Raw genomic sequence first — 11778 nt, forward strand, 5'->3', positions numbered from 1 at the left:
CCGTGACATATGCAAACCTGGAGTGCCGCACCACCGAACTCGAAGGGCGGCTGGCCGATATCGACTTCAGCTATCGCGAATCGATGCTCGCGCTGCTGCGGGTCTGTGTGGGCAGCCGGATCGAGACAACGCGCCTGATCGACCACGCGAACCGAATGAGCCGGGGCATGGAGCTGATCATGGACCGGCTCGATATCACCGATAGCCCGATCGGCACGGTCTCGCCGATGAGCGCGACGGAGGTGGACGAAATCATCGATGCGGTCGGGCTATACGTACCCCTGCGGGTGAGACCCAAGCCACAGCCACCCGCCGACGACGTCACCCCAGAGACCGATCTGTCGCCGTAATCTGCTGTCGCACAACACTTTCGACGATCGATCGCCGCGGCCCACGACACCCGGACGCCGCGGCGAGCCCGCCGCACGTCGCCCGCAGCATCCCCGACGTGCGAAACCTCACATCATTTCTGCCCCGCCGCAAGATCATCCGGCCCGAACGCATACGGCAGCAAACTATCCAGCGCAACCGGACCGTCGGCGTGATCGACGAGCAGATCACCGCCTCCATGCTCGTAGAGCAGCTGCCGACACCGTCCGCAAGGCATCAGCACCACCCCACGCGAGTCGCATACAGCAACCGCCAGCAACCTTCCACCACCGGAGGCACAGAGGTTACCGACGAGTACACACTCGGCACATAAGCCCAGGCCGTATGAGATATTTTCCACATTGCACCCGCGCACAATTCGACCATCGAGGGTGCGGGCGGCGGCGCCGACCGGAAACCGGGAGTAGGGCGCATACGCATTCTGCATAACTTCGAATGCATTGTGGCGCAAAATATTCCAGTCAATTTCCGACATACCGGACCTCCACTCGAACGAGTCGCCACTGACCGAAAGAACCGTACCGCAACCCTCCCACTCAATCAGGCAAGGCAAACCTAATAATGCGGAATTCGGACTCAACGCCCGGCACGCCGAATTAGTTCCGCAAATCCCCGGGCATTAGAGTTCTCGACAGATCGGTTCAGGTTCCAGCGGCGGCCGGCCACCGCTTCTGGGGTGTCGGCTCCGGGCAAGAGCTGGGGTTTTTCAGATCCAACGGCTCTCGCCCGCGCGCTGAATCTGCGACCGGGTCTGATTGCCGGCTCGCCGGCGCGACCGACTTGCCGGCTCGCCCGGCGTGTCCATCAACGACGTTGGAGGCACCGCACTCTATGACGACCCTGGAAGCTCCGGCTCAGCCGAAGCGGAAGACCCTGTATCGCGGCGACCCGGGCATGTGGTCCTGGGCCATGCACCGGATCACCGGTGTGACGATCTTCTTCTTCCTCTTCGTCCACGTGCTCGACACCGCGCTGGTACGAGTCAGCCCGGACACCTACAACCGGGCCATCGAGACATACAAGAACCCGATCGTCGCCCTGTTGGAAATGGGCCTGGTCGTGTGCGTGCTGTTCCACGCGCTCAACGGCATCAGGGTCATCCTGGTCGACTTCTGGTCCAAGGGCCCCAAGTACCAGCGCCTGATGCTCTGGATCGTGCTCGCGATCTGGGTCATCGTCGCCGGTATGGGCGTAGGCCGCCAGCTGTTCTACATGATCACGACGGAGCTCTGAGGCCACTATGACCGCACCTATTCTGGGCAAGTCGTACGACCGCCCCGCCAGCCTCGACGCGCCCCGCGCGCCCCGGCGCACCTCGGGCAACAACTTCGAGAAGTACGCGTGGCTGTTCATGCGCTTCTCCGGCGTGCTGCTGATCGTGCTCGTGCTCGGCCACATGACGATCATGTTGATGTTGGACGGCGGCGTGAAGCGCGTGAACTTCGCCTTCGTCGCCGGCCGCTGGTCCAGTCCGTTCTGGCAGTGCTGGGACCTGGCCATGCTGTGGCTGGCCCAGTTGCACGGCGGCAACGGCCTGCGCACGGTCATCGACGACTACGCCCGCAAGGACGCCACCCGCTTCTGGCTCAAGACCCTGCTGGTCGTGGCAATGGTCCTGATCATGGGCGTGGGCACCTACGTCATCTTCACCTTCGACCCCAACATCAGTTAGGAACAGGCCACATCGATGACCGAGAACCCGATTGAGGAACACCGCTACGACGTGGTGATCGTCGGTGCCGGTGGCGCGGGGATGCGTGCCGCGATCGAGGCCGGGCCTCGAGTCCGCACGGCCGTGCTGACCAAGCTCTACCCCACCCGCAGCCACACCGGCGCGGCGCAGGGCGGCATGTGCGCCGCACTGGCGAACGTGGAAGAGGACAACTGGGAGTGGCACACCTTCGACACCGTCAAGGGCGGCGACTACCTGGTCGACCAGGATGCCGCGGAGATCATGGCCAAGGAGGCCATCGACGCGGTGCTCGACCTGGAGAAGATGGGCCTGCCGTTCAACCGCACCCCCGAGGGCCGGATCGACCAGCGCCGATTCGGCGGCCACACCCGTGACCATGGCAAGGCGCCGGTGCGCCGCGCGTGCTACGCCGCCGACCGCACCGGCCACATGATCCTGCAGACGCTCTACCAGAACTGCGTCAAGCACGACGTGGAGTTCTACAACGAGTTCTACGTGCTGGACCTGCTGCTCACCGAGACCGACCGCGGCGCGGTCGCGACCGGCGTCGTCGCCTACGAGCTGGCCACCGGCAAGCTGCACGTGTTCCACGCCAAGGCGATCATCTTCGGCACCGGCGGTTCGGGCCGCATGTACAAGACCACCTCCAACGCGCACACCTTGACCGGCGACGGCATGGCGATCGTGTTCCGCAAGGGACTTCCGCTGGAGGACATGGAATTCCACCAGTTCCATCCGACGGGCCTGGCCGGCCTGGGCATCCTCATCTCCGAGGCGGTCCGCGGCGAGGGCGGCATCCTGCGCAACGCCTCCGGCGAGCGGTTCATGGAGCGGTACGCCCCCACCATCAAGGACCTCGCGCCGCGCGATATCGTCGCCCGCTCGATGGTGCTGGAGGTGGCCGAGGGCCGTGGCGGCGGACCGAACAAGGATTACGTGTTCATCGACGTGACCCACCTCGGCGAGGACGTGCTCGAGGAGAAGCTGCCCGACATCACCGAGTTCTCCCGCACCTACCTGGGCGTCGACCCGGTGAAGGAGCCGGTGCCGGTCATGCCGACCTGTCATTACGTGATGGGTGGCATCCCGACCCGCATCCACGGCGAGGTGCTGCGTAACAACACCGATATCGTGCCGGGCCTCTATGCCGCCGGCGAGTGCGCGTGCGTCTCGGTGCACGGCTCGAACCGCCTGGGCACCAACTCGCTGCTGGACATCAACGTGTTCGGCCGCCGCGCCGGAATCGCCGCCGCGGAGTACGCCCAGCGTGTCGAGTTCACCGAGCTGCCGGAGAACCCGGCAACGATGGTGACCGAATGGCTGGCCAACCTGCTGTCCGAGCATGGTAACGAGCGCGTCGCGGACATTCGCGGCGAGCTGCAGGTGACCATGGACGCCAACGCCGGAGTGTTCCGCACCGAGGACACCCTCAAGCAGGTGCTCACCGACATCCACGCGCTCAAGGAGCGCTACCAGTACATCACCGTGCAGGACAAGGGCAAGCGCTACAACAGCGACCTGCTCGAGGCCGTCGAACTCGGCTTCCTGCTCGAGCTGGCCGAGGTGACCGTGGTGGGCGCGCTCAACCGCAAGGAGTCGCGCGGCGGCCACGCCCGGGAGGACTACCCCAACCGCGACGACGTCAACTTCATGCGCCACACCATGGCGTACAAGCAGGTCGAGCCCGGCGAGCCGGCGAAGCTGATCGCCGATATCTCGCTGGACTTCAAGCCGGTCGTGCAGACCCGTTACGAGCCGATGGAGCGTAAGTACTGATGACTGCCGTAGCCGAAGCTCCCGCAGGACAGAAGCCGGCCCCCGTTCCCGACGGGTCGGTCATGATCACCGTGAAGATCGCCCGGTTCAACCCGGAGGACGACAAGGGCGCGCACTGGGATTCGTTCCAGGTCCCGGCTCTGCCCACCGACCGGTTCCTGAACGTGCTCATCTACATCAAGTCCTACCTGGACGGCACGCTCACCTTCCGCCGGTCCTGCGCCCACGGCGTCTGTGGTTCGGATGCGATGCGTATCAACGGCGTGAACCGGCTGGCATGCAAGGTGCTGATGCGCGACATGCTGCCCAAGAACGGCAAGACCCTCACCATGACAGTCGAGCCCATCCGCGGCCTGCCCGTGGAGAAGGATCTCGTGGTCGACATGGAGCCGTTCTTCGACGCCTTCCGCGCGGTCAAGCCGTACCTGATGACCTCGGGTAACGAGCCCACCCGCGAACGCATCCAGTCGCAGACCGACCGTCACCGCTTCGACGACACCACCAAGTGCATCCTGTGCGCCTGCTGCACCACCTCCTGCCCGGTGTACTGGAACGACGGCAGCTACTTCGGCCCCGCCGCCATCGTCAACGCCCACCGCTTCATCTTCGACAGCCGCGACGAGGGCGCCCGCGAACGCCTGGACATCCTCAACGACGTCGAGGGCGTCTGGCGCTGCCGCACCACCTTCAACTGCACCGACGCCTGCCCCCGAGGCATCGAGGTCACCAAGGCCATCCAGGAAGTCAAACGAGCCCTGCTCTTCGCCCGCTAGACCAGCAGTCGAACCCCGAAGGCCGCCTGCATCACTCGGATGCAAGCGGCCTTCGTCATGCCCGATTGATCCCATCCGTCCGGCCTACGGCACCGAATAACGGTTGGATGAAGAAGTATTGCCGACACCGGAGGGTTGGATATACCGTGCTCAATATGAAGACGATGATCGATCTGGATGACGAAGCTCTGGAGCTGGCCGCAAAGGAGCTTGGTACTCGAACCAAAAAGGACACCGTGAACGCGGCCCTGAGGTTCGTGGCCGAACGTCGACACCGGGTCGAGGCGCTCATGGAAGATTTTCCGTACAGCTTCGGCGTGGGGCCCGACATGTTCGATCCGGAGATCATGAAGGGGGCTCGGCGATGACAGCCGCGACAACACTGCGACTGCACTTGATCGACACCTCCGTCATGGCGCGCCTGCGGCATCCACCCGTACAGCGAGTAGTCGCCGGTCTCATTGCGGATAGAGCCGCAGCCAGTTGCGTCACACTCGATTTGGAGGCCGGATACTCGGGGCGCAACCTTGCCGAGGTACAGAACATCACGCAAAGCCGCCGCACCCGCTTCACCAACTTGTCGATCAACGAGTCGATCGCCGACCGCGCCCGTGAGGTACAGACGCTCATGGCCCGCAAAGGCCAGCAACGGGCAGCCGGTGCGATGGATCTGCTGACCGCTGCCGTCGCGGAGTTCCATGGAGCTGTCGTCTTGCACTACGACGAGGACTTCGAACATATCGCCAAGGTCACCAAGCAACCCCAGGCGTGGGTCGTTCCTCGAGGCACTGTCAGCTGAAGAATCCCCTGTCACCACCGACGACAGCATCGACAGCGGCACCATCGCACAGTGCCACCGCCGGGCTTCCAACTGGAAATACAACATAAATCACTGTGCCCCAGCAGATTTCGAATCGAGGGCACAGCACATGAGAGTAGTCACAACTTCTGCGATGACAGGGTCGCCGGGGAACTCGCACACCCGACCTCGGCGTTGGCAGTGCAGCAAGCTCGAAGTCCGGCTTCAGTGCACTGCCGGGCGTACGCAGAAGGAAGTCTCATGATCTGCTTCTTCGACCCGTCTCACGGACCGGCCGCCGTCACCGCGACGTGGCAGCCACAGTGGGGTGTGCCTCGTCCGGTCGAGGTTTGTCAGTTCTGCGCGCAGCGCATTCAGACCACGCAGCCGCCCTACTATCAGCCGATGCAGCAGGGGGGCTATCCGCAGCAGGGATATCCACAGCCCGGTTACCCGCAGCAGGGATATCCACAGCAGGGGTATCCGCGCCAGGGGCACAGCACCGGGGCAGTGGTCGGCGCGGGTGCGGCCGGTCTGGTTGGCGGAATGCTGTTGGGCGAGATGCTGTCCGATGACGACAACCGGGACGAGGAGCGCGCGTACGAGCGCGGATTCGACGACGCCGAATACCGCGACGACGCCCAGTACCGCGATGATCGCGACGACGGCGGCTTCTTCTGACCCCCTCCCCTAGGGCACCATCCACGACAGTACGGACGTGGACTGCAGCACCACCAGGATGCAGATCCCGGCCAGGAACAGCACGGTCCACCCGAACACCCGTCGGAAGATGTCGCCCTCGCGGCCGTCGAGACCTACCGCGGCGGCCGCGATCGCGAGGTTCTGCGGCGAGATCATCTTGCCCAGTACCCCGCCGGAGCTGTTGGCGGCGGCCATCAAGGTCGGAGACAGACCGGTCTTGGCGGCGGCGGTCACCTGTAGCGCGCCGAACAGCGAGTTGGACGAGGTGTCCGAGCCGGTGACGGCGGTGCCGATCCAGCCGAGGATCGGCGACAGCAGCGCGAACACTCCACCGGCGCCGGCCATCCAGGTGCCCAGGGTGATGGTCTGTCCCGAGATGTTCATGACGTAGGCCAGCGCCAGCACCGCCATCACCGTTACGATCGCGAACCGCAGCCGGTACAGCGTGCTGCCGTAGGCGCGCACCGCCTTCGGGATCGATACCGACAGCGCGATCATGGTGAGCAGCCCCGCGATCAGCATCTGTGTTCCGGGCGAGGTCAACAGGTTCAGAGTGAAGGTGACCGAGCCCACCTTCCCGCCCTTGGCGTTGACCGCGTGCAGTCCGGGCCAGGCGAAGGTGTAGGTCGCGTGGCCGAGCCAGCTCTTGATCGGGCCGATCTGGCAGATCACGAACACGATGATGACGATCAGATACGGCGCGTAGGCCCGCACGACCTCCCTTGGCGCATCGGGATGTTCGACCCGGCGCACGAAATCCGCGGGTGGCTCGTCGGCCGCGCCACCCGCGATCACCGGCGGGGTCGAGCCTCCCTCGGTGTACGTCACCGACGGCTGCCACACCCGCACCAACAGCACGACAGCACCCGCGGACACCAGCGACGCGATCACGTCGGCCAGCGGCACCGAGATGAAGTTCGAGGTCACATACTGCGCGATGGCGAAGGTGACGCCGCAGACGACCGCCACGGGCCAGGTCTGCCGGATCCCGTGCTTGCGGTCGACGATGAACACCAGCACGAGCGGCACGAACACCGACAGCACCGGCGTCTGGCGACCGACCATGGCGCCGAGCACATCGGACGAATGTCCGGTGACCGCGCCCAGGGTGATGATCGGCGTGGCCATCGCGCCGAAGGCGACGGGTGCGGTGTTGGCGGTCAGCGCGAGCGCGGCCGCCTTCAGCGGCGCGAAGCCCAGGGCGATCAGCATGACGGCGGTGACCGCGACCGGTGTGCCGAATCCGGCCAGCGCCTCGAGCAACGCGCCGAAGCAGAAGGCGATGAGGATGGCCTGCACCCGCTGGTCGGGGCTGACCCCGGCGAACGAGCGGCGCAGCACATCGAAATGCCCGGTGGCAACCGTCATGTTGTAGACCCAGATCGCATTGATGACGATCCACAGGATCGGAAAGAATCCGAACGCGGCCCCCTCGGTCCCGGCGAGCAACGACTGGCCGACGGGCATCCCGTACAGCCAGATCGCCACGACCAGCGACACGACCAGTGAGATCAGCGATGCGATCCAGGCGGCCCAGCGCAACACGCCCAGGAGAACGAACAGAACCAGCAGGGGTATTGCCGCCACGAGCGAACTCCAGCCAAGGGAGTGTGCGAGCGGATCGAGTACTTGGTGATACATGCCAACCTCCGACAAACGGACAAACAGCGGCCGTTGCCGAAGTTGTACTCCCGCGCGCACCCTCTCGTGCCGGAAATCGCCAATGCTCCTGCACCCCCGACCGATCCGGATATGCCGTAGCGCCGAATACTTGCGAGAAACGTGACCGCTCCCTCCGCCACATACGCCGCCCGGAGGCCCTGATGAAGAGCACTATCGAGTTGAACGACGCCGCTTTCGCGTTGGCCGCCAAGCATTTCGGAACACTATCGGTATCCGATACGGTCAATGCCGCACTGGAATACGTCGCCGAACGCAGACGCCGGGTCGAGAGACTGTCCGCCAACCGATCACCGCGAGGTGTGGATCTGACCAGCCAGATACTCGCCGAACGCGGTCCGCGGTAGATCTCGAGCTCGATCAGCTAGTCATTTTGTCAAGGTAACTGGGCAGTTGTTGTCGGATCAGCCCAGCGGTGCTTGCCTGGAGGCATGTTCACAGACGGTCGGCTGTACTCACCGGTGACCACGAGCACCGACGGCGATGTGACCGTGCACCTGAGCGACGAGCATCCCGGGGTGCACGATCCCGAGTACCGGGCCCGGCGCAATGCGATCGCCGCGCGAGCGCTGGCGTACCGCCCGGGGACCCCGGCGCCCCGCATCGACTACACCGACGACGAGCAGCAGGTATGGCGGATCGCCTCCGCCGAGCTCGCTCGTAAGCATCAGCGGTATGCCTCGGCGGAAGTGCTCGCCGCGGCACAGCATTTGGGCCTGCCGGGTGACCACATCCCCCAGCTCGACGAGGTATCGGAAAAGCTGGTGCCGCTCAGCGGATTTCGCTATGTTCCGGCGGCCGGCCTGGTGCCGTTGCGGGAGTTCTTCGGATCCTTCGCCCAGCGAATCTTCCACTCCACCCAGTACATTCGTCATCATTCGGCCCCGCTGTACACCCCGGAACCGGACTCGATTCACGAAATCATCGGCCACGCGAATCAATTGGCGAGCCCGCGTTTCGCCGCGATCTACGCCGAGGCCGGCGCGGCGGTGGCGCGGCTGGAATCCGAAGCGGCGCTGAAGTTTCTGGCCGACGTCTTTTGGTTCTCGATGGAGTTCGGGGTGGTGCGCGAGCACGGCGAAGTCCGTTGTTACGGGGCCGGGCTGCTCTCGTCGTATGGCGAGATCGAGGAGTTCCGCCAGGCCCGGCTACGCCCGCTCGATGTCCGCGAAATGGGCACCGCGACTTACGACATCACCCACTACCAACCCGTATTGTATTGCGCGAACTCGATTTCCGAGATCGAGGATGTGGTGGGCGGCTTCTTCGCCGATGTGACCGACGAGGTGGTCGCCGCGCACGGCTAGAGTTTCATGCCCGCTTCGAGAAAATCGACGATCCGCTCGAGCTTGTCCATGTCGAGCCCGACGCCGGGGGTGGGATCGAAGGCGGTCATCGCCGCGCCGATCAGTGCCCCCGCGAACGCCCGGACCTCCAGCTCATCGGCGGACCGGCAGACCCGATCGGCGACGAGCCGCGCGATCAGATCGACGTTGCGTTCGGTCTCCTGCGCAATCACACTGCGCAGCTCGGGCACCGAGTAGATCAAGGCCATCCGCTGCTGCTCGAACGCCAGGTCTTCCGGGTCCAGAGCTCGGAACACGTCGATGGTCGCCCGCATGAACGCGCGAAGCGGCGAGAGCTCCGCGGGCTGCTCCGCGATGGCCTGGATGACCAGGGGGTCCATATCGTCGGTCAGCGCGAGCCGCTCCTTGGACGGAAAGTACCGGAAGAAGGTGCTCGGCGAGACCTCGGCCGCCTCGGCGATCTGCTCGACCGTCGTCTCCGCGTAGCCCTGCTCGCGAAACAACCGCATGGCCTCGGTGCGGATGGTCCGACGGGTGCGCTCCTTCTTACGCTCCCGCAGGCCCATCCGAGATCGCGCTCCGAGCTGCGAAGCGATTCCCGGATGGGCCTGCCCTGGAGGTGCCTCCGAATCAGCCGACATGCACTGATTCTCCCGCATCGACACCCGCTACCGATCCGGGAGCCCGATTCCGGGCGAAGGTCGCGGCGAGCACGATGCCCAGCACGCAGATCCCGGTGCACACCCAGAACATGGCGGCCATGCCGCCGACGAAGGCCGAGTGCACCTGGGTCAGCATGGCCGCGTCGTGCGTCTTGTGCGCGACCAGCACCCCGGCGGTGACGCTGTCGGAGATCGGCGAATGGTTGTAGACGCCCAGCTCAGCGGCGTAGCGGGTGGACAGCACGGTGCCGAGCACCGCGACCCCGATGGTGCCGCCGGCCTGCCGCAGCGCCTGGATCAGTGCCGAGCCGGTGCCGGCGCGCTCGGCGGTCAGCTCACCCATCGCCATCCCCATCGCGGTCGGCATCACGAAGCCCATGCCCGCGCCGAGCAGGGTGATCCAGATGGCGGCATATCCGTAGCCGGAACCGACCGTGGTCAGCGCACCGATCACCAGGGCGGCGGTCAGGATCGCGAAACCGAGGATCAGCATCGGCCGCACGCCGAACCTGGGCAGCAGTTTGTCCACCACCCGGGTACCGACCAGCAGGCCGCCGATCAGCGGGAGCAACCGCAGACCACTTCCCAGTGTGTCGGCGCCCAGCACCGACTGGAAGTACTGGGGTGCGGTGAAGAACAGGCCGAACATCGCGAAGTTGATGAATATGGAATAGCCTGTGCCCCAGCTGAATCCGCCCGCCTTGAACAGACCGAGGTCGATCAGTGGATGCGCGGTACGGCGCTGCCAGGCGATGAAGGCGACCAGCAGCGCGACCCCGGCCGCGACCGTCGCCCAGCCCGGACCATCGCCCCAGCCGCGGCCGAGCCGGATGAAACCGTAGGTGAGGCCGAGCATTCCGCCGGCCGACAGCAGTACGCCGGGCAGATCGATCCGGAATACGTTGCCGCTGCTGGATTCCGGAACCAGGGTGGCCACGGCGATCAGGCCGACGACCACCAGCGGGACGTTGATCAGGAATACCGAGCCCCACCAGAAGTGCTGGAGCAGCCAGCCGCCGACGATCGGGCCGAGCGGCAGGCCGATCGCGGTGGAGGTGACCCAGACGGTCATCGCCCGCTGCTGCTCGGCCCGCACCGGGAACATGCTGGGCAGCACCGACATCGACAGCGGCATCATGACCGCCGCCGCCACACCGAGCACCGCGCGAGCGGCGATCAGCTCGCCGGAGGAGGTCGCGAATGCACAAGCCGCCGAAGCGATCCCGAACAGCACCAGCGCCGCGAGCAGGAACTTCTTGCGCCCGTAGCGATCTCCGAGCGCACCCGCGGGCAGCATGAGCGCGGCCAGCGCGAGCGTATACGCGGTGGTGAACCATTGCAGCGCAGAGGTATTCGCGTGCAGATCGACAGAGATGGTCGGCAGGGCAACGACCAGCACGGTCGTGTCCAGACCGATGGTGAGCATCGCCACCGCGAGCGCGCCCAAGGCCAGCCAGCGCGTGCGCGGCGAGGTGGATCCGGCGGTCGCCGCGGCGACGCCTGTGGGCAGCCGTATGCGTCGCGCATCGGCAGGCGGAGTCCGATCCTGCACATCCTCGGTATTCATGACATATCCAATCAGTTGAAGGACACTACTTTTTGATAGTAACTCTCATTTGCTTGCCTATGTCAATACACCGGCTGTTGTCCTGCCACAAATGAGACACTCGCCCAACTCCAGGGATAAGTCGGAAGGGCTTCCGCATAAGCTCGATACCGATGCGCACCCGTAAACGGCCCAGCCGCCACAGCACCCAACCGGCTAGGACACCGATGAGGCAGTCGACAAGGACACCTGGTCGACTGCTCTTCCGGCTCCGCCGCGCCGGGCAGCCCCGCCTGGCCGCGTTCGCCGTCGCGCTGGCCGCCGGACTCATCGGCGTCACCGCGCTGACCGGCCTCGATGCCGTACTGTCCCCCGCGGCGACGGCCGAACCGATCACGGGCGCCCCGTTCGTCACCCCGAACACCGACGCCTGCCCGGACAGGACGGCCC

14 protein-coding genes and 1 pseudogene are annotated in these 11778 nt (G+C 65.3%); 11 read left to right on the forward strand and 4 right to left on the reverse strand.

Annotation, left to right across the window (positions count from 1 at the left end; translation table 11 throughout):
• Window positions 1–2: 2 nt before the first annotated feature.
• Window positions 3–350 carry a hypothetical protein gene (locus tag JZ791_RS24620; RefSeq protein ID WP_216897577.1) on the forward strand — a complete coding sequence of 116 codons (348 nt, stop codon included), beginning with the start codon at window positions 3–5 and terminating at the stop codon, window positions 348–350.
• 113 nt (window positions 351–463) lie between these two features.
• Here the strand turns inward: JZ791_RS24620 and JZ791_RS24625 are convergent, their stop codons facing one another.
• A complete protein-coding gene (locus JZ791_RS24625; RefSeq protein WP_216897578.1) occupies window positions 464–865 on the reverse strand; it encodes a cytidine deaminase in 402 nt (133 codons plus the stop codon).
• 356 nt (window positions 866–1221) lie between these two features.
• Between JZ791_RS24625 and sdhC the strand changes: the two genes are divergently transcribed.
• The 7 genes from sdhC to JZ791_RS24660 all read left to right on the forward strand — a co-directional run bounded on the left by sdhC (window position 1222) and on the right by JZ791_RS24660 (window position 6112).
• Entirely contained in the window at window positions 1222–1623 is a 402-nt protein-coding gene (gene sdhC, locus JZ791_RS24630; protein WP_216897579.1) for a succinate dehydrogenase, cytochrome b556 subunit, read from the forward strand.
• A 7-nt stretch (window positions 1624–1630) separates the two neighbouring features.
• Window positions 1631–2062, forward strand: coding sequence for a succinate dehydrogenase hydrophobic membrane anchor subunit (locus JZ791_RS24635; protein ID WP_216897580.1), 432 nt, complete (start codon window positions 1631–1633; stop codon window positions 2060–2062).
• Window positions 2063–2077: 15 nt separating this feature from the next.
• The gene (sdhA, locus tag JZ791_RS24640) at window positions 2078–3859 is read left to right on the forward strand and encodes a succinate dehydrogenase flavoprotein subunit (RefSeq protein ID WP_216897581.1); all 1782 of its coding nucleotides are present in this window, start codon (window positions 2078–2080) and stop codon (window positions 3857–3859) included.
• Window positions 3859–4632 (forward strand): succinate dehydrogenase iron-sulfur subunit, encoded by a 774-nt coding sequence (locus JZ791_RS24645; protein WP_216897582.1) that lies wholly within the window; start codon window positions 3859–3861, stop codon window positions 4630–4632. The genes sdhA and JZ791_RS24645 overlap by 1 nt, the downstream gene beginning before the upstream one ends.
• A gap of 155 nt (window positions 4633–4787) precedes the next feature.
• Window positions 4788–5000: a type II toxin-antitoxin system VapB family antitoxin gene (locus JZ791_RS46580; RefSeq protein ID WP_308163068.1), complete on the forward strand. Its 213-nt coding sequence runs from the start codon at window positions 4788–4790 to the stop codon at window positions 4998–5000.
• On the forward strand, window positions 4997–5431 hold the full coding sequence (locus JZ791_RS24655; protein ID WP_216897583.1) for a PIN domain-containing protein: 435 nt from the start codon (window positions 4997–4999) through the stop codon (window positions 5429–5431). The genes JZ791_RS46580 and JZ791_RS24655 overlap by 4 nt, the downstream gene beginning before the upstream one ends.
• A gap of 261 nt (window positions 5432–5692) precedes the next feature.
• Entirely contained in the window at window positions 5693–6112 is a 420-nt protein-coding gene (locus JZ791_RS24660) for a hypothetical protein (protein WP_216897584.1), read from the forward strand.
• 9 nt (window positions 6113–6121) lie between these two features.
• On the opposite strand, the gene JZ791_RS24665 is transcribed toward JZ791_RS24660, so the two are convergent.
• Window positions 6122–7774 (reverse strand): L-lactate permease, encoded by a 1653-nt coding sequence (locus tag JZ791_RS24665; protein WP_216897585.1) that lies wholly within the window; start codon window positions 7772–7774, stop codon window positions 6122–6124.
• A 182-nt stretch (window positions 7775–7956) separates the two neighbouring features.
• Here JZ791_RS24665 and JZ791_RS24670 point away from each other — a divergent pair, with 182 nt between their 5' ends.
• The gene (locus tag JZ791_RS24670; RefSeq protein WP_216897586.1) at window positions 7957–8160 is read left to right on the forward strand and encodes a type II toxin-antitoxin system VapB family antitoxin; all 204 of its coding nucleotides are present in this window, start codon (window positions 7957–7959) and stop codon (window positions 8158–8160) included.
• Window positions 8161–8244: 84 nt separating this feature from the next.
• Window positions 8245–9120: a phenylalanine 4-monooxygenase gene (locus JZ791_RS24675; RefSeq protein WP_216897587.1), complete on the forward strand. Its 876-nt coding sequence runs from the start codon at window positions 8245–8247 to the stop codon at window positions 9118–9120.
• Here the strand turns inward: JZ791_RS24675 and JZ791_RS24680 are convergent.
• Window positions 9117–9686, reverse strand: a complete 570-nt coding sequence (locus tag JZ791_RS24680; protein WP_254206250.1) for an acyl-CoA-like ligand-binding transcription factor — start codon at window positions 9684–9686, stop codon at window positions 9117–9119. The two genes, JZ791_RS24675 and JZ791_RS24680, sit on opposite strands and share 4 nt — an antisense overlap.
• A gap of 64 nt (window positions 9687–9750) precedes the next feature.
• Window positions 9751–11208, reverse strand: a complete 1458-nt coding sequence (locus JZ791_RS24685; protein WP_254206251.1) for an MFS transporter — start codon at window positions 11206–11208, stop codon at window positions 9751–9753.
• Between the two features lie 347 nt (window positions 11209–11555).
• On the opposite strand from JZ791_RS24685, the pseudogene JZ791_RS24690 reads away from it, so the two are divergent.
• A pseudogene (locus JZ791_RS24690) lies at window positions 11556–11778 on the forward strand (hypothetical protein); the annotation flags it as partial.

This window comes from Nocardia alni (genome assembly GCF_019038435.1).
GTDB classification, from domain to species: domain Bacteria; phylum Actinomycetota; class Actinomycetes; order Mycobacteriales; family Mycobacteriaceae; genus Nocardia; species Nocardia alni.